Raw genomic sequence first — 18,634 nt, forward strand, 5'->3', positions numbered from 1 at the left:
GAAAGCCCTATAGTCACATAGTCGCAGGCTTTCCGGCACTCGCCTCATGATATGAGGACAGTCATCATACTAATGGCACCGAGATCCATACCATCCACTACGATCTCGGTCTTGTCATGACCATTTTTACTTCCCATCACATACAGCAAGGGCAGAAAATGTTCAGAGGTCGGTACGGAGAGTGCCGCATCCTGACCGAATTGCTGGTAATTCACCAGCTTTTCAGTGTCATCTTCAAGAATGGCCTTGCGCATAACATTATTGAAGCGGTGCGCCCAGTCAAAACCGGGCGACTGAAAAGCCATACGGCGTAAATTGTGCACCACATTGCCGCTCGCCATCAGCATGACGCCCTCATCCCGCAAGGCCGCCAGTCTCTGTCCTAATTCGAAATGCCAGCCGGCTGGCTGGGTCAGATCCAGACTCAGTTGTATCACTGGAATTTGCGCCTGTGGATACATTTTCACCAATACCGACCAGGCACCGTGATCCAGCCCCCATTGCTGATCGAGTACCACCGGTAACGGTGCAAGATGTTGTGCAATATGCTGCGCCAGCGCCGGATCGCCGGGAGCCGGATATTGAATGTCAAACAAGGCTTGCGGAAAACCACCGAAGTCATGAATCGTCTGCGGCTGCTTCATCGCCGTTACCGCCACACCACGCGTCATCCAGTGTGCCGATATCATCAATATCGCTTTTGGCGCAGGAAAACGTTGCCCCAATGCCTCCCAGGCCTGGGTATAAATATTATTTTCGATGGCGTTCATGGGGCTGCCATGTCCGACGAAAATGGCTGGCATGCGCTGTGACTGAGTCATAAATAAGTCCTGACAGTGATCTGGTTTTGAATCTATCAACAATATATGTAACCTGAGGTCAATTATTGCAAGCACAAACCGGTATCAGGCAGGCACACAAGCTACAGATAGTTAACGGTAACGGGCTCTAGGATAGAATATTTTTGAAAAGCAGGTAGGGAAGAACATCAATGCAATTCAACCACAAGGTAGAATCACGCAAAAATTAGAAAGGAATTCCATGATCAGTCTTCAGCTTGGCGACGTCAGCCATATCATCCAACTCGCGATTGCCCCCGTTTTTCTGCTGACCGGTGTTGGCACGAAACTCGCCGTACTGACCAGCCGTCTGGCAAGGATTATCGACCGAGCGAGGGTGGTGGAAAATTTACTGCAGACAAACGCAACGGTGGGTCTCGAAGAGGAACTGGTTGAATTATTTCAACGCTCACATCTGATTAATCGTGCGATTACGCTGAGCACAACCTGCGGCTTATTGATCTGCCTGGTGATTGCGGCGCTCTTCGTCGGGGATGCAATGGGTTTAAACCTTGATAAACTGATTGCGGGTCTGTTTGTTGGCGGTATTTTGTCGCTGATCGGCAGCTTTGTTTATTTTATGAGTGAAATTATCGTTGCAACAAGAACGCTGGATCGCCAACATCAACGCGACAGAATCAGACATTTACAACGCTGATTCTGTCGTCGGCATATCGCTTTCAGTTCTTGGGCTGTACCTGCACCAGCAAATCGACACTGGCACTTCCGGGGTTGGCCACCGTAATCGGAAAATAATCTGCCGATACCCGGAAGCTCAGGGTTGTCGCGACAGATACGGTCGGTGCGATAAAACCAGCAATCTGGGAATTCGTACCAACCAGTGTCACCAGCGGCGTATTTGTCTGTGTCCAACTGAAATACAGCGGCGATGATCCGGTGTAATTCGGTGTTTCTGCTTTCAACTGTACGCTGGCTCCGCTCTGTACTACCTGCACCAGATTGTATGAAGTTAATGTAATCGGTGGCAGGGCACTGACAAAGAACACCACATCTTTTTGTTTAACGGTATCTGCCGAAGTACCATCCGCAGCAATCGGTGCAGTAGAGGCGTTCAAGGTAAATACATAAGTTGACGTGGTCGTGACGACGCTGGGAAAGACAACGCTGGCAACGCTACTGGTCGGGTTGTAGACCGTCAGCGGGGTAGCGCCCGCCGGACCGGATTTGAATTTCCACAGATAATAAATCGTACCGCTGACTTCTTTGCCATTAACGTCATACATCGTAGTTTTGCTGCCATCCAGCGCCACCGCAGCGCCGGGTTGCACGGTGCCGCCACTGTAAGAAATCGGGACGATCGTTGGCTTGAGAACAGGCGTGATCGTGATTTTCTGTGTCGCGGTACCGGTCTTTTGTTTATCGTCAGTGACACGGCATTGCAACTTGACGGTCGTGGCATCTTTCACTACGGGTGCGACAAAACTGCTGCTGGCACCAGTCGTACTGGCCAGAGAAATCGCCAGACCGGCTGCATCTTCGACCACCCATTGATAGGCATAAGCGGCGCCACTGGTGGCAGGCGTTCCGCCACTACCAGCGCAACTCAGGCTGACCTTATCACCGGAAGTCACGCTCGCGTCGGCACCGGTCTGCGCCACAGGATTATTGGTCACCGAAGCGGATTGCAGTACCTTTAATGTCGTCGAAGAGCTAGAGGTATTTCCTTTTGCATCAGTTGCCAGCAAGGTCAGCTTATAAGTATAGTCGGCAGTCAGTTTTGCGGGAGGCGTCAGTTGTAAGGTGCAACTCGCCGAATTGCCCGAGGTCTGCATCGTTTTACAGTCGGCATTCGTGATCGCTGTCAGCGGATTGGCCCCCAGCGTCAGAGCCTCGGTCTGCCAGGACATTTGCGTTATCTGTCCCGCAGAGCTGCTGGCCTGCCCGACAAAGCTGAGTGCATCGCCAACTGACACCGTGGATGCAGAGGGCACGCTGACAGCAACCGGGGTGCTGCCAGCGCTAGTGCTGCCAGTACCGCCTCCACCACAAGCGGACAACAGAATGCTGATGGCACTAAAAGTAATTAATCTGCTGAAAACCACGGTAACTCCGATATGAAAATTGAGACTGACGGCACATTGTAACGTCAGCAGTAAAACAGAATATGTTCAAAATTACAAAACTCAGAAATTAGTTCCAATTTTACGAACGATCATGCAATTCCAGCCGAAATATGGCACTCTAAATAAAACACTATTCCAAGGAGACTCTGAATGAATACCACTCACTACGTCCATTGGCCAAAAGGGCTGCCGCACCATTTGATCGTCCCCTCCATCAGTGTGTATGAAAATCTGCAAATTTCCGCGCAACGTTACCCGGATAAAGCAGCGATCATATTTTACGACTCCGTGCTGACTTATCGTCAGCTACATCAGGAGGTGCTCGCTTTAGCCGGATATCTGCAACAAGTTTGCGGTATTCAGCGTGGCGACCGGGTGTTGCTGGATATGCAGAACAGCCCGCAGTTCGTCATCGGTTTCTACGCGATTCTGCGGGCGGACGCGATGGTCGTGCCAGTCAATCCGATGCTGATGACGGACGAACTTGATTACTACATTAAAGACAGTGGCGCCAAAGCCGCACTGGTGTCGCAGGATGTCTTTTCACGATTAGCACCACTCGTCGGCAGCACGGCACTCCGGCATGCAGTAGTGGCGACATACTCAGATCATCTGACTTGCGACACCACGCTGACCGTTCCTGAGTTCGTTAAAGCCGCGGCCGATGTACCTGCGTCACCTCAGATCACGCCTTGGAAAACGGCGATTGCTGCAGCTCTGTCTCCCGCAGCACATCAGGCGACACCGGATGATCTGGCCTGCATGCCTTATACGTCTGGCACAACAGGGCATCCGAAAGGCTGCATTCATACCCATCGCTCGGTCATGTTCAATATTGTCGCCAGCCCGACCTGGTCCGGCCCTATCGTGCCGAATAACGTCGCGCTTGCGGTGCTGCCTTTCTTTCATGTCACCGGTATGCAATCCGTCATGAATGCTTCGCTTTACTGTGGCGGCACGCTGGTGATTTTGCCACGCTGGGACAGAGACGTTGCGGGGCAACTGATTACTCGTTACCACGTCACCAACTGGACACTGGTGCCATCAATGATGATAGATTTTTTATCGAATCCACGTCTCCCAGAATATGATATTTCCAAACTGACGCGCGTATCCGGTGGCGGTGCTGCGATGCCGGCGGCAATCGCACAAAAATTGCTGGATCTGTCAGGTCAGGTATATATGGAAGGTTACGGTTTGTCTGAAACGATGGCGCCATCACATCTGAACCCGCCGCAAAGAATGAAACAGCAATGTCTGGGCATTCCATTTTTCAACGTCGATTCCCGCGTTGTTGACCCCATTACGATGCAGGAAGTCAGACAAGGTGAGGCCGGTGAAATCTGGATACACGGCCCGCAATTATTTCAAGGCTATTGGAATGATCCGGAAAAAACAGCCGATGCGTTCGCTGAACTCGACGGTAAAAAATTTTTCCGTTCCGGTGATCTCGGCTTTATCGATGAGGAAGGTTTTTTCTTTTTTACGGACAGGCTGAAACGCATGATCAATGCCAGCGGATTTAAAGTCTGGCCAGCCGAAGTCGAATCCATGATGTATCAACATCCGGCTATACAGGAATGCTGCATCATCGCAGCACGGGATACGTATCGCGGTGAAACGGTGAAGGCGCTGATAGTCAAAAAACCTGGTGCAGTGATTCACCCGAAAGAAATCATCGCCTGGGCGCACGAGAAAATGGCGGCTTATAAAGTGCCGCGTCTGATTGAGTTTGTCGAGACGCTACCCAAATCCGGTTCGGGCAAAATCATGTGGCGCCTGCTGCAAGAAAAAGAAGCCGCAAATAACGCGGCTTAACAGACTGAGAAACTTCCGCTGAGATGGTGCACCGACTGTATGCACCATCTGCAAGCCAGCCTCATTTTGGATAAAGTATCATTTGCGTGCATCGGAATAAGGCTATCGTCTTTCCCTCGTATGTCACTTCGGCGTCCCATAACTGGGTCGTACGCCCGAGGTGAGATGCGCTCGCCACCACTTCGATTTTGCCGCTACGGGCAGTTCCCAGATGATTCGATTTTAATTCTATGGTTGTAAAGCTGTGCGCGCCTTCTGGCAAGCTTGCCATGCAAGCGTAACCGCAAGCAGTATCAGCCAGCGTGATCACGCTACCGGCATGTAAAAAACCATTCGGTGCCAGCAAATGAGGAAGCACTTCCAGCTCACCATGTGAGCGACCTTTTTCTACCGACAACATCCGTACACCAAGATGACCAGGTAAAAAACTACTGCCTAGCTGATTCAGTTTTTCGGCATGTTCTGCCTGATTTGATAACACTTGTTCCATCTTCATCTTTCTGTTTTTTTCATTCACCGGCAAACGATCGTTAATCGCCGCCGCATCCACCGCTGCATGATGAGCTGTCACCACCGCTATCAGCAACATCGCCAAAAGAGGTCGAATCGCCAAAATCAATGCTGTCTCCTACACTGCCCCCAGAATAAAAATCTCCGCCGCAGTACACCGTGCCATCGCCATTTCTGCGTAAGGCACTGCAATCTGGTTCATAACGAAAACCATCTGCAATATTCCACTTTGCATCCAGCGCAAACAGCAACGGTAAGCGTGTAGCGCTGCGTGGATTAATATTTTCTTCAAGGCAGGCAAACCACCAGGTGCGACGCAAACCAATATTACTACGCTGGCTCTCACCTAATACGGCCGCTGGTGTGTGGTGCATGTAACGGCCAAAAGCTTTTTGACAAAATGCATCGTAGTTTTTTGTGTACAAAATGAATTCGTGCCACAAATCATCCACCACTTGTGACGGCATAGAGATATGCTTGTATCCAGACTTCAGATACACCAAGAAGAATTGTCGCAGTGCTCTGGCCACCAGTTGTCTATCCTTTAATGATAAGTCTGGACGACGTTGATGCAAGCGTTCCAACAGGCCAGGCGGGAACATATAACTACGGATATAGTCGGCTCGCATAACTCGTCGTGTACGCAACCAGACAAAGAGCAATGCCGCAGCAAGAGCAGATATCAATACGAAAGTAACAACCAGGATCATTCTGACAAATTCCTATCTTAGAGGATATGCAACAAAGTGAATGGCGGACTCAGAAGCTGACAGGCTGGTATAACAACACGATGCTTCTGGCATTGCATTTGCTTAAAAGATTGGACGGCATTGAGTGAACGATAAAGTCCGGTCACAGGCGATACCTGAACCGGATCGATTATTTCACGGACGTTATTTTAGATGCAATCATTTGATTAAAATTACTCAAAGGACGCCAAAATGAATCTCCGCCAACTTCATATCGGAACACGTCTCGCAACTGGTTTCGGCGTTATCCTGGTTTCTTTGATTGCGATGCTCGTTATCGGCAGCGCGCTCAGTGCACGCAACCGGCAACAGATGCTGACAGGCATAGAACTGTCTCATAGCAAAACAGCACTGGCAGCAAAAATGAGAAGCAGCATGCTGGAAGGTGGTATGGCAATCCGGAATATAGGATTGCAGACAGATTTGGCTGAAATCGACAAACAAAAACTGATCGTCAAAAACCAACAGAACGCATTTAACGAAGCACGTCAGAAATTAACAGCGATGGGGCTCAACGATGCAGAGAAAAAAATTCTCGATAGCGTGCTCAGTTTAGATCAACAAGTCGATGGCCCGACCAAAGAAGCATTCAAAATGCTGCTGTCGTTTAATGGTGAAGAAGCAGTCAAAGTGATCTCCACGCAGATCGATCCTTTGCAACAAAAAGCACTGCAGGAAATTAACAAGCTGGTTGCATTGCAAGATGCCGCCTCGGCTGAACTGGCGGCGCAATCGGAAAGTTCTGCAAACAAAACCATAGGAACACTGGTGCTCATGGCGTTGCTTGTTTTATGCGCAGGCATCGCTTTTTCTGTGTTACTCACACGCAGTATCACTTCACCATTACGCGAAGCAGTGGCAATTGCCAAGCAAGTCGCCGCCGGTGAGTTATCTTTTCATACAGAACCTGAAGGCAATGATGAAATCAGCGAACTGCTGCTGGCACTGAAAGAAATGAACGACAATCTTTATCACATTGTCAGCGAAGTCAGACAAGGCACGGATGCCATCGCCATTGCTTCGGTCGAAATTTCAACCGGCAATGCCGATTTGTCATCACGCACAGAAACGCAGGCAGGCGCGTTGGAAGAAACGGCCAGCTCCATGGAAGAAATCACCGCAACCGTGCGCCAGAATGCCGACAATGCTCGTCAGGCAAACGCGCTGGTGACTTCGGCTTCGAATTTTGCGGTCAAAGGCGGCGAAGAGGTCGGCAAAGTTGTTCACACCATGAATTCGATTAAAGAAAGTTCGCGTAAAATAGTCGACATCATCAGTGTGATTGATGGAATTGCATTTCAAACCAATATTCTGGCGCTCAATGCTGCAGTAGAAGCTGCTCGTGCCGGAGAACAAGGGCGCGGGTTTGCCGTGGTTGCAAGCGAAGTCCGGAATCTGGCACAACGCAGTGCCAACGCAGCCAAAGAAATCAAAACCCTGATCGGTGATTCAGTAGAAAAAGTCGGAACTGGCGACAAGTTAGTCGAAGCAGCGGGCAAAACCATGGATGAAATAGTCCGTTCCGTTAAACATGTGGCGGACATCATGGCTGAAATCACCGCAGCAGGCCAGGAACAAAGTTCCGGTATTGAAGAAGTCAATCGTGCGATCACACAGATGGACGAAATGACTCAGCAAAATGCGGCGCTGGTAGAACAAGCCGCCGCAGCAGCAGAAAGTATGGAAGAACAGGCAGGCAATCTTGCGCGTGCGGTATCTGCATTTAAACTCGACACAGACGGACGTCACCATCGTCCCGTACAGCGGGTGCAGAAAGAAATCACCGACACTGCTACACCCATGTCTCTGCTTTCTGCGACGGCTGGAGCAATTGTAAAAACTCTAGGGATGAAAACATGACTCCCACCATCAGACGTCTGGAAAAACAGACGATAGTCAGCAGATATGAAGAAGTCAGCAGTTATAAAGTCAGAAGCATTACGTAATATCGTTGCACAGATCAGCTCGGGCGAACTGGTTTTTCCCGCCAACGTCCGGGCCACTTTAAAAATTCAGGAAGCGCTTGATGAACCGAAATACGGGACAGACGAGATCGCGAAACTGATTATTCAGGAACCGTTGGTCGCCGCCCGCGTCATTGCCGTCGCTAATTCCGTCGCCTACAGCCGTTTTGGCGGAGGCATTACCAATGTCCGCATGGCGATTTCCATTCTGGGATTCAGCACCTTACGTTCCGTTGTCGCCGCCGTGATCATGCGCCAGATATGTCTGGCAATTTCCGATAATGCCATCCGGGAAAAGATGGAATATCTGTGGGTGCATTCCGCAACCGTAGCGGCAATGGCGCATCTGTTAGCACGTAAAGTCAGCAAAATTGATCCTGAAACTGCGCTGTTTGCCGGTGTTGTCCATGAAGTTGGCGGTTTCTATTTATTGTCGCGAGCAGAAGAATTTCCTGCATTATTAGAAAGCGGAACAGAGATCGATTATCCATCTGCAGACCAATCCCACGAGCTGGAAATCGCCCGCGCAGTGCTGCAAAAATTACTGATTCCCAAGCGGGTCATGAGCAGCATAGAAAGCTGCTGGCATGGCGCCGCGGTATTTCCACCGGTCAGTCTGGGCGACACCTTATTGCTGGCGAATCATCTTACCGATACGGTCTCTCCGCTGACGCAACGCCATCAAACGAAGTTGACAGCGAACACCGGAAAAATCGACTTCATGGTCGGAGACAAATCTTTACAAGAGATTCTGGATGAATCGAAAGAAGACCTTGATTCCCTGACCGAGGCGCTGATCCACTGATTTTTTGCATAACCAGCCCAGTCAATCATAGCAGCCCACTAAAAATAGACTGGTCATCTGCAGGCTTTGCATTTATTCGGCATAATCAGCTTCCCATGTTTGCCCGACCAATGACTTTGAAGGAAGAACAAATGAAAGTTTCACATCTGTTATCTGCAGGAATCCTTGCTACTGCCAGTGCCTTGACACTCTCCGTCAGCACGGCCTATGCAGCCGCACCTATGGTAAAAACTGCTGCGCCGGGTTATTACCAGACGATGTTGGGTGACTTTGAAGTCACGGCAATTTCAGACGGCACGGTGCAACTTCCTGTCGATAAGTTGCTGACAAACACAACGCCGGCGAAAGTCAACAAAGCACTCGGTAAATTGCACCAGCACAGCCCGTTGGACACCTCTGTCAATACTTATCTGATCAACACCGGCAGCAAATTGATACTGATCGATACCGGCGCTGGCGCATTATTTGGTCCGACTCTGGGAAAAATGCAGGCCAACCTGAAAGCTGCAGGTTATCAACCAGAACAAGTCGATGAAATTTACATCACGCACATGCATCCTGACCATGTCGGCGGTCTGATGAACGGCGACAAAATGGCCTTTCCGAACGCAGTAGTACGCGCTGATCAGCATGATGTCGACTTCTGGTTGAGTCAGGCCAATCTGGACAAAGCGCCACAAGAAAGTAAAGGCTACTTTCAAGGCGCAATGGCATCACTGAACCCTTATGTCAAAGCAGGACAATTCAAATCATTCGATGGCGCCACCGAACTGGTTTCTGGTATTAAGGCAATACCAGCTCACGGTCATACCGCAGGCCACAGCACTTATAAAATCGAAAGCAAAGGGCAGACACTGGTACTTTGGGGGGATCTGATGCATGTGGCAGCGGTACAGTTTGAGAATCCATCCGTCACGATACAATTTGATTCTGACTCGAAAGCTGCGGCTGTTGAACGCAAGAAAAGCTATGCCGATGCAGCACAACAGTCTTATCTGGTAGGCGCGGCACATCTGGCATTCCCGGGTCTGGGTTATGTGCGCAAGGAAGGTAAAGGCTATGCCTGGGCACCATTAAATTACGCACCACAGCCATAATCTGCTTCGTGCCTGCGTCATAGCGCAGGCAACAACAAAAAAGGACGAATCGCCTTGCGGCTTTCGTCCTTTTTTCCATCCGCCGTATTTTTCAGCAACCGGCAATGCTGAGTGAAAATTTAATAATGCGGCGGTCTTTCATCGAGTACCGTATTTTTCTGACTCGCCATCACAGCCAGTTCACGGATACGGCCTGCCATCGCAGCACACAAAGCTTCCAGCTCATCAATTTTTTTCTGTTGACGATACACCTGCGTATTCAGGGTATCCACCAGATCATCCTGCCGTGACAAACGGATTTCCAGATCAATCAGACGTTCTTCGGTATTCATCATGCAACCACTTGATAGGAAAGGGGTCACAGTATGCCACATACTGGGGGCGACAAAAAATTCACGTTTCGGCATGTTTTCAAAGCAAAGCAATCCACTACAAAAATCAGGTGCATCACTTTGTTTTAAAAACGCACCCGTGCTAGTTAGTCGCAACCCCTGATTGCCCGCCATTTTTTAAGAATGCATACATCATCTGTGTTCATCCTCAGATCGCAGTGCGACGGTTGTTTTTCTCTGCGACAGATTGTTGCTTGAATTGATTTTGCTGATCTTGCTGATCCATAGCGAGTTTTTGCTCTGTCGTCAGACGTTTCGCAGAAATCACGACAGTTTGTATCCCATTTTGTTCAGCGTCGTAAGCCAGTTTTTGCGCTTCCGTCATCGCCTTCGCAGAGATGGTGACGGTCTGGATTTTATCGTGCGTCCCATGCTTAACAGTGTTGAAAGCGCTGCCGCTGATAAAGACTGCAGCACACATAGCAACTGCAAAAATTGTGGTGTTTTTCAGTGATGATTTCATTTTATTTCTCCTTCAGTGGTTGTTTGATGTGTGTACTGTAGAAGATCATTTGTCCAGCAGCGAGCGGTATGCGACGAACTGCAGAAACGCAGGATTGAAATTACAAATATCCGGAATAAAGAATACATCCTATGCTTTCCAACACCTCCGTTTCACTGCGGTTGCGGGTATGAATCCGCATCAACCACGAAAGCACGTGTACGCCAAGGCGACATTCATCGGGATAGCCCGCACCCAGCGTACAATAGCGGCTTTCCGCCCGCTTTCCGCTCCATGACTATCCTGCTGACGACCCTTAATGCCCGCTATGCCCATGCTTCACTGGGGCTGCGCTATCTGCTCGCGAATATGGGAGAGTTACAGGAACAGACAAAGATTCATGAATTCGTCATCGGTGCGCGCAGCACTGACGTGGTGGAAAAAATTCTTGCCTATCGCCAACCCGAACAAAAATTCATCGTCGGTTTTGGCGTCTATATCTGGAATGTGGTCGAGATTACCCAGATCGTTGCGATTCTGAAACGGGTGGCGCCTGAGGTCATCGTCATTCTTGGCGGGCCAGAGGTATCGCACGAAACTGGCAATCAGGAAATTATCCGTCTTGCTGATTATGTGATTACCGGTTGGGGCGATATCAGCTTTGCCAATTTGTGCCAGCAAATTTTGCGCGGCCCACAACCTTTAATGAAAATTCATGCCGGGCTGCAGCCACCGATGAATGATATCCGCCTGCCGTATCAGCTCTACAGCGATCAGGATATCCGCCACCGCACTTTATACGTCGAGGCCTCACGCGGTTGCCCGTTCAAATGCGAATTCTGTTTATCATCGCTCGATAAAACCGCGTGGCCGTTTGATATCGATGTTTTTCTGGCTGAGATGGAAAGTCTGTATCAACGCGGCGCGCGCTTATTCAAATTTGTTGACCGCACATTTAATCTGAATATCAAAACCAGCCTGAAAATCATGCAGTTTTTTCTGGATAAGCTGGCAGCCGCGCCGGATGATCCGGTGTTTGCGCATTTTGAAGTGGTTCCAGATCATTTACCCGACGCCCTGAAAGAAGGAATACAAAAATTCCCCGAAGGCACGCTGCAATTTGAAATCGGCATTCAGAGTTTTAACCCTGAAGTGCAAAGCCTGATCAGTCGCAAGCAAAATAATGACAAAGCGGCAGAGAACATACGCTGGTTATGCGAACACTCGCACGCCCATTTGCATGTCGATCTGATTGCTGGCCTGCCCGGTGAAACGATGCAAAGTTTTGCGGCGGGTTTTAACAAGCTGGTTGCGCTCGGGCCGCATGAAATTCAATTCGGCATTTTGAAACGCTTACGCGGAACACCCGTGATACGCCATACCGAAGCATTCGGCTTAGTATTTGATCCGCAACCACCATACACGATACTGGCGAATAAAGATGTACCCTTCGCCGACATGCAAAAACTGGTGCGCTTTGCCCGCTACTGGGACATGGTGGCTAATTCAGGACGCTTTGCAAACACCCTCCCTGTCATTCTGGCCGACGCGCCATTTGAAAACTTCCTGGCTTTCTCTGACTGGATTTACACGAGTACAGATGCCACCCACAGAATTGCCCTTGATCGTCTGGCCGGCCTGGTCAGCAAATGGTTACAGGAAGAACGTGGCATGGAAAGAGAAGCAGCGCTGGCGCTGGTATCCAGCGATTATGCTGGTGATGCGAAGCACAAACAAAGCAGCAGTAAACCCGTAGCAGAAAAAACGACGGCAAAAGCCACTCCGCAACGCCAAAGCAGACATATCGCTGCCTGAATACAGGCTCACAAACGCTGATGCTTCAGGCAGGCAGCGTCTGTGGCATTGGCAACATCAGGCGAATTTTTCTAACAGCGCAGCGAGGCGCTTGCTGCCCTCAATGGCTTCCGCCGTCGTCTTCGCTTTTTCAGCCTGAGTAACAACAGAATCCGTCAGCAAAGTCACGAAAGAACGATCCAGCGCCTTGCGCGCCGCCGACATCTGTTGGGCGATACCTTCACAATCGTCGGCTGTATCCGCCTTGGCAATCAGTTTCTGCACACCGCGCAACTGACCTTCGATACGCGCCAGTCTGTGCATCAGATCTTTTTTCTGTGCATCGCTTAACGCATTCCCTGGAACTATCTTTAATGGGGGAGTATCTGCCATCTTCGTTCTCCTGAGTAGTGTTTATATGAGTTATACGGGCATGATCCCCTATACTCTACCGAGTATGCTAACAGCATTCAAGCCAGACAAGGAAACTGTGTCGCCTCATGCGACACACGCAAAAATGCCGGACAGCATTCTGCACAGAAGAACCGATCAGACTCAGACAAAACCCGCAGCATCATTTTATTAGCATGATTCATTCCGCTAAGAAAGAGATACATCAAAAGAGAGACATCAGTTCTTTATGTCTGAACAAAAAATTCCGGCAATGTCCCAACTCAATTCATTGCCGTTATAACGCATAATAGCCAGGCTTAGTCATCATTCAATTTTCATGTTAAAGACGCAGAACCCCAGCTTGTTTGCCCGCTTCAGATCAAAGCAGTCGCTTCCCCGGATACTGTCAGTGATACTGATCTATTTTCTCGCTTGCAGCCTGGCAATCTCCATTACTTATCGCGATTCAAATCTCAGCCTGCTCTGGTTGCCTGCCGGTGTCGCGATTGCGGTTATTTTTCGCTATGGCAAAGTGATGATTCCAGCAATTTTCATCGCGATTCTGCTCACGGAGTTATGGTGGAAATTATCCATTTATCAAGCAATCTTACTTGCCATCGGTTCCACGACAGGGCCTGCGGCGACCTGCTGGATGCTTCATAAAAAAAATTTCGACCTGCACTTTGCGGCGCGCCGCGATGTACTGTGGTTTACGCTGTCTTCGCTCGCCGGCGCGATGATTTCTGCCACATTTGGCACACTGGCTTTAAGCATTCTTTCTGGTAAACCCTTCACCGTTAGCACCTGGTACATCTGGGTTGCCGGTGACATCGTGGGTGCTTTACTGGCCAGCCCGGTATTACTTGCAATATCGCGACACTCTTTACGTGCACTTGAGCATAAAAAAGAAATTTTGATGTTTCTGATTCTGCTCGTAGCTGCGAACTGGTTCGTTTTTTTGTCGCCGTATAACTATCTGCGTCTCAGTTTCGTGATTGTCGCCATGATGATCTGGGCCGCGATGCGATTCAGTCTGCTGACGGTCAGCAGCATCAGCCTGGCCTTGGCCATATTCTCGACCTGGGCCGCATCGAATAATCTCGGCAGGTTTTCCAGTTTCGAGGCGTCCGGTCTGGTTGTGGTCTGGGCGTATGTGAGCACCATTGCCTTGATTGCTCTGATGATCAACGCCATGCGATCAGAAAACGCGATCGCCAGTAAAAAAATAAACGAAACCTATCAGCGGCTCAATAAAGTGACGTCCCGCCTGCCCGGCCTGGCAATACAATACCGGGTACGTTCTGACAAAACCACGAGTATCCCTTACGCCAGTATCGGCATCTTGCAGATGTTAGAAGTCAGTCATCAAGACGTCAAAGATAACGCGCAACAGCTCATAGACAGAATCGATCCTCGTGATGTCGAGACAGCCAGACAACAACTCGCACAGGCAACCCGAGAACTGTCGCCATGGCAAACGGAATTTCGCTTTTATCGCCTTGACGGCAGTGTGCGCTGGTTGTTTGTCGATGGACTGCCTGAGCGCGAAGCCGATGGCGCTATGCTCTGGCATTGTTTTCTCAGCGATATTACAGACCGCAAACAAGCGGAAAGAGATTTGCATATCGCTGCCTGCACCTTCGAATCACAAGAAGGCATTTTCATCACCGATGCCAATTGGAAAATTCTGAAAGTTAATCAGGCATTCACCCGGATCACAGGATTCACCGCAGAAGATATGCTGGGAAAACGCCCCCCTGTTTACAGAAGCGATGAGCAGGACAGCGCTTTTTTTCAGAGAATTTTTGACTCATTGAAAGAGAAACATTTCTGGAACGGAGAACTGTGGAGCCTCCGCCGCAATGGCGAAGCGTTCCCGCAAATGCTGACACTGACAGCCATCATGGAAGGCCAGGAAATCAGCAACTATGTTGCCTCATTCACCGACATCAGTCTTTCCAAAAGTTATGAAGCGGATATCCGCAAACTCGCATTTTACGATTCGCTGACGCAGTTGCCGAATCGCCGCTTGCTGATGGATCGCCTGGAACATCTGATTTCTGTTCGTCAGCGCAACAGCAGTCACAGCGCCATCTTTTTCATCGATCTGGATAACTTCAAAAATCTGAACGACACCCGTGGGCACGATGCGGGCGATTTGTTATTGATAGAAACAGCAAAGCGTTTAAGCAGTTGCATACGCGAAAGCGACACCGTTGGCCGATTAGGTGGCGATGAGTTTGTTGTCATACTTGAAGAACTCAGTACAGACAGAAAAGAAGCGATTATTCAGGCAGATAAAATTTCAGAAAAAGTCCGCCAGATTCTGAGTGAACCATACCAGATTGCCGATTTTGAACATCATGGTTCCAGCAGCATAGGCGTATGCTTATTTCAGGGTGACGAAATCACGGTCAAAGATTTGTTCAAGCGGGCCGATACCGCCATGTATGAAGCCAAGACAGCCGGGCGAAATACCGTTCGCTTTTTCGATCCGGCAATGCAGGCGATATTACTGGTGCGCATGCTGCTGGAATCGAATCTGCGACTGGCATTATCACAGAACCAGTTCCAGCTTTACTATCAGGTGCAGGTGAATGCTGACGGTAAATTTCTGGGTGCTGAAGCACTGATACGCTGGTGGCATCCGGATCGCGGCTTCATCTCGCCGGCTGAATTTATTCCGCTGGCAGAAGAAACCGGGTTGATCATTCCTATCGGTCAGTGGGTGTTAGAAACCGCGTGTGCGCAATTGAAGCAATGGGAAAAATCAGCAGCCACTTCAAACCTGAGCCTGGCAGTGAATGTCAGTGCCAAACAATTTCAACTCGCGTCGTTTGTCGAAACACTGAGTGAGATCGTCGCACGGCATCAGATTAATCCAGCGCTGCTTAAAATTGAGCTGACCGAAAGCGCCATTCTCGACAACATCGACGCCACTACAGAAAAAATGCGCGAGCTGAAAAAACTCGGTATCGCTTTTTCTATGGATGATTTCGGTACCGGGTATTCTTCATTAGCCTATCTGCAGCGACTGCCGCTGAATCAGCTGAAAATCGATCAGTCATTTGTTAGGGATCTGAGCCACGATGAAAATGATGCGACCATCGTTCGCGCTATCATCGCACTTGGCATCAATCTCGGTCTGAACGTTATTGCGGAAGGTGTGGAAACCAGCGCCCAGCGTGCATTTCTGATTAAACACAGCTGCACGGCATTTCAGGGCTATCTGTTTTCCAAACCTTTGCCGATGGAAGAATTTATGTGCTTGTTAGAACAGGAACATTCAGCCCACACCAAGCAAGCGCAGATCGGCTTTACCGGATAACAGCGGCGGGCACCAGAAATAACTGCCGGTTTGCGGCTGCGTGAATTGAAACAACGCATCGGTAATGCCATCTTCGGCACCAGACATCCGACGCAACTGTGCTTCAAATGCATCATAAGAAGTCGCGAAAGCGACGAAATACAAACCGCCGCGCACGCCATCTGCCCACGGCATAGAACGGCGCATCACGAAGGCTTCCGGCTCGAAATTTTCCTGCGCGGTGCGTTTCACATGCGCTGATTCCGGCGCCTCTTCCAATTCTTCATTGTCGTCTTTACGCCGCCCTATCATATCGTCCTGTTCCGCTTGCGGCATGGCCTGCAAACGTTCAAAACGGTGTTCCCATTGCTGTATCGCGACGTAGCTGCCGCCATCGGCTGCAATCGCTACCGCCAGCGCCTCATCGCCTTGCGGATTTTCTGTGCCGTCTTCGTAACCGCTGAGATCGCGGCCACCGGCATATTTGAACGCATCAGTTTTTTGCTGCAAAACAAACGCGCCTGCCAATGCCTGTTGCAAGCGGATTTGCTGATGCAACAACTCGCCGCGTTCATCTTCACGCAACCAGCACCACAACGCCGCCGGTGTCGCTGGCAAGCGTACTTTACTGCCTGCGATGCCGGTGAATTCACGTAAGCCAGGTATGCTGGCCTGTAAAAAGCCGGCCAGCGAAGCACCGATGCCGATCACCAGACGTTCACCGTCAGCGAGCGTTTGTAATCGCTGCAAAGCTTCGCGTACCGCGCTTTGGCTGACATTTTCCTGCAAATCAAAACTCAGATACACCGCGTGCAAAGGTAAATCCTGCACGATTGCTGCCTGATGCTGCGACATAATTTTCTCCGTCTTTCTGTCAAAATCTATCAATGTCCACAGCATAACGTATGCCTCTTTTTTTGACAGTAATCGCTTTACAAAAGCCTTGTGAACATATTGATTTGGTGGGTACAATAAAAAAAGGAAGTTCGCGCTTCCACGTCGCTCGGACGGTTCCGGGCGCTACGTTAACCACATACAAACTGATCATGACAAACACACTTACTCCGCCGGGCCGGGGTTCAACGGGTGAAAATACACCTGCATCCACGCCTGCTTCCTCGCCAAAATTTTCGTTCTCCCGCATCAATCGTCTGCCGCCTTACGTGTTCAACATCACGGCCGAACTCAAGATGGCCGCCCGTCGCCGTGGCGAAGACATCATCGATATGTCGATGGGAAATCCCGATGGCGCGACGCCAAAACACATCGTCGATAAACTCGTCGAAGTCGCGCAACGCCCTGATACGCATGGTTATTCGGCCTCCAAGGGCATACCGCGCCTGCGTCGTGCGATTGCGCGCTGGTATAAAGACCGCTACGCCGTTGATCTCAATCCCGATTCCGAAGCCATCGTCACCATAGGTTCGAAAGAAGGTCTGGCGCATCTGATGTTGGCGACGCTGGACAAAGGCGACACCGTACTGGTGCCGAATCCGAGCTACCCGATTCACATCTACGGGGCGGTTATTGCCGGCGCGGATATCCGCTCGATACGCATGAGCCCGGATGTAGATTTTTTCAGTGAGTTGGAACGCGCGATACGCGAAACCTATCCGAAACCGAAGATGATGATTTTCGGTTTCCCATCGAACCCAACCGCGCAATGTGTAGAGTTGGAATTTTTCGAACGCGTGGTGAAGCTCGCCAAAGAACACAATATTCTGGTAGTGCATGATCTGGCGTATGCCGATATCGTGTATGACGGCTGGAAAGCGCCATCCATCATGCAGGTGCCGGGAGCGCGTGACGTGGCGGTGGAATTTTTCACGCTGTCGAAAAGCTATAACATGGCCGGCTGGCGTATCGGTTTCATGGTCGGCAACAAGGAATTAGTCGCGGCACTGGCACGCATCAAGAGCTATCACGACTACGGCAGTTTCACACCGGTGCAGGTGGCCGCAATTGCCGCGCTGGAAGGCGATCAGACCTGTGTGCACGAGATTCGCGATCAGTATCAGAATCGCCGCGACGTGCTGGTCAAAGGTTTGCACGATATAGGCTGGATGGTCGATAAGCCGAAAGCGTCGATGTATATCTGGGCACATATTCCCGAACATTATCGCCATCTCGGCTCACTCGAATTCGCCAGACAAGTGCTGGAGAAAGCCAAACTCTGCGTCTCGCCGGGCATCGGTTTCGGTGAATATGGTGACGACTATGTGCGCTTTGCGTTGATCGAAAACGAATCACGCATCCGTCAGGCTTTGCGTGGTCTGAAGCACATGTTCAAAGAAGACGGTCTGATCGGCTAAACTATGTCTGATAAAAAAGTAAGGGCAGATATGCCCTTACTTTTTTCCTGCAATCAGCAACATCGGCAATACCAGCAACATCGCGAACACCAACGATATTTTTATCTTCACCAGATCAGCGCCAGGCA

16 protein-coding genes are annotated in these 18,634 nt (G+C 50.0%); 8 read left to right on the forward strand and 8 right to left on the reverse strand.

Translation table 11 applies throughout. From position 1 onward, the window contains the following. Positions 1-44: 44 nt before the first annotated feature. Complete coding sequence (ygiD, locus tag Undi14_RS00170) at positions 45-821, reverse strand: 4,5-DOPA dioxygenase extradiol (protein WP_200177451.1); 777 nt, start codon at positions 819-821, stop codon at positions 45-47. 220 nt (positions 822-1,041) lie between these two features. On the opposite strand from ygiD, the gene Undi14_RS00175 reads away from it, so the two are divergent. Beyond that, a complete protein-coding gene (locus Undi14_RS00175) occupies positions 1,042-1,497 on the forward strand; it encodes a DUF2721 domain-containing protein (protein ID WP_234030345.1) in 456 nt (151 codons plus the stop codon). A gap of 22 nt (positions 1,498-1,519) precedes the next feature. Here the strand turns inward: Undi14_RS00175 and Undi14_RS00180 are convergent, their stop codons facing one another. Then, positions 1,520-2,902, reverse strand: a complete 1,383-nt coding sequence (locus Undi14_RS00180) for a hypothetical protein (RefSeq protein ID WP_200177452.1) — start codon at positions 2,900-2,902, stop codon at positions 1,520-1,522. A gap of 171 nt (positions 2,903-3,073) precedes the next feature. Between Undi14_RS00180 and Undi14_RS00185 the strand changes: the two genes are divergently transcribed. After that, positions 3,074-4,741: a long-chain fatty acid--CoA ligase gene (locus tag Undi14_RS00185; protein WP_200177453.1), complete on the forward strand. Its 1,668-nt coding sequence runs from the start codon at positions 3,074-3,076 to the stop codon at positions 4,739-4,741. Positions 4,742-4,802: 61 nt separating this feature from the next. Here Undi14_RS00185 and Undi14_RS00190 read toward each other — a convergent pair whose 3' ends face one another. Both Undi14_RS00190 and Undi14_RS00195 read right to left on the reverse strand, forming a co-directional pair. After that, positions 4,803-5,231: a PaaI family thioesterase gene (locus tag Undi14_RS00190; RefSeq protein ID WP_186884213.1), complete on the reverse strand. Its 429-nt coding sequence runs from the start codon at positions 5,229-5,231 to the stop codon at positions 4,803-4,805. Between the two features lie 40 nt (positions 5,232-5,271). After that, the gene (locus Undi14_RS00195) at positions 5,272-5,880 is read right to left on the reverse strand and encodes a hypothetical protein (RefSeq protein ID WP_234030346.1); all 609 of its coding nucleotides are present in this window, start codon (positions 5,878-5,880) and stop codon (positions 5,272-5,274) included. A gap of 312 nt (positions 5,881-6,192) precedes the next feature. Here Undi14_RS00195 and Undi14_RS00200 point away from each other — a divergent pair, with 312 nt between their 5' ends. The 3 genes from Undi14_RS00200 (at position 6,193) to Undi14_RS00210 (ending at position 9,866) form a co-directional block, all read left to right on the forward strand. Further along, positions 6,193-7,860, forward strand: coding sequence for a methyl-accepting chemotaxis protein (locus Undi14_RS00200; RefSeq protein ID WP_200177455.1), 1,668 nt, complete (start codon positions 6,193-6,195; stop codon positions 7,858-7,860). A gap of 45 nt (positions 7,861-7,905) precedes the next feature. Beyond that, positions 7,906-8,769: an HDOD domain-containing protein gene (locus tag Undi14_RS00205; RefSeq protein ID WP_200177456.1), complete on the forward strand. Its 864-nt coding sequence runs from the start codon at positions 7,906-7,908 to the stop codon at positions 8,767-8,769. Positions 8,770-8,900: 131 nt separating this feature from the next. Next, on the forward strand, positions 8,901-9,866 hold the full coding sequence (locus Undi14_RS00210) for an MBL fold metallo-hydrolase (protein ID WP_200177457.1): 966 nt from the start codon (positions 8,901-8,903) through the stop codon (positions 9,864-9,866). Positions 9,867-9,985: 119 nt separating this feature from the next. Here Undi14_RS00210 and Undi14_RS00215 read toward each other — a convergent pair whose 3' ends face one another. Next, on the reverse strand, positions 9,986-10,201 hold the full coding sequence (locus tag Undi14_RS00215; RefSeq protein ID WP_317889223.1) for a SlyX family protein: 216 nt from the start codon (positions 10,199-10,201) through the stop codon (positions 9,986-9,988). A gap of 205 nt (positions 10,202-10,406) precedes the next feature. Continuing rightward, on the reverse strand, positions 10,407-10,721 hold the full coding sequence (locus Undi14_RS00220; protein ID WP_200177458.1) for a hypothetical protein: 315 nt from the start codon (positions 10,719-10,721) through the stop codon (positions 10,407-10,409). A gap of 273 nt (positions 10,722-10,994) precedes the next feature. On the opposite strand from Undi14_RS00220, the gene Undi14_RS00225 reads away from it, so the two are divergent. Continuing rightward, the gene (locus tag Undi14_RS00225) at positions 10,995-12,515 is read left to right on the forward strand and encodes a B12-binding domain-containing radical SAM protein (protein WP_200177459.1); all 1,521 of its coding nucleotides are present in this window, start codon (positions 10,995-10,997) and stop codon (positions 12,513-12,515) included. Between the two features lie 57 nt (positions 12,516-12,572). Here the strand turns inward: Undi14_RS00225 and Undi14_RS00230 are convergent, their stop codons facing one another. Beyond that, positions 12,573-12,887, reverse strand: a complete 315-nt coding sequence (locus tag Undi14_RS00230; protein WP_186895925.1) for a metal-sensitive transcriptional regulator — start codon at positions 12,885-12,887, stop codon at positions 12,573-12,575. A gap of 409 nt (positions 12,888-13,296) precedes the next feature. On the opposite strand from Undi14_RS00230, the gene Undi14_RS00235 reads away from it, so the two are divergent. Next, positions 13,297-16,215, forward strand: a complete 2,919-nt coding sequence (locus Undi14_RS00235) for an EAL domain-containing protein (RefSeq protein ID WP_200177460.1) — start codon at positions 13,297-13,299, stop codon at positions 16,213-16,215. On the opposite strand, the gene Undi14_RS00240 is transcribed toward Undi14_RS00235, so the two are convergent. Next, positions 16,174-17,049 carry a Dyp-type peroxidase gene (locus Undi14_RS00240; RefSeq protein ID WP_200177461.1) on the reverse strand — a complete coding sequence of 292 codons (876 nt, stop codon included), beginning with the start codon at positions 17,047-17,049 and terminating at the stop codon, positions 16,174-16,176. The two genes, Undi14_RS00235 and Undi14_RS00240, sit on opposite strands and share 42 nt — an antisense overlap. A 191-nt stretch (positions 17,050-17,240) precedes the next feature. On the opposite strand from Undi14_RS00240, the gene alaC reads away from it, so the two are divergent. Continuing rightward, positions 17,241-18,506, forward strand: a complete 1,266-nt coding sequence (gene alaC, locus Undi14_RS00245; protein ID WP_186895928.1) for an alanine transaminase — start codon at positions 17,241-17,243, stop codon at positions 18,504-18,506. The last annotated feature ends 128 nt before the right edge of the window (positions 18,507-18,634 follow it).

This window comes from Undibacterium sp. 14-3-2 (assembly GCF_016595265.1).
GTDB lineage: Bacteria > Pseudomonadota > Gammaproteobacteria > Burkholderiales > Burkholderiaceae_D > Undibacterium > Undibacterium aquatile.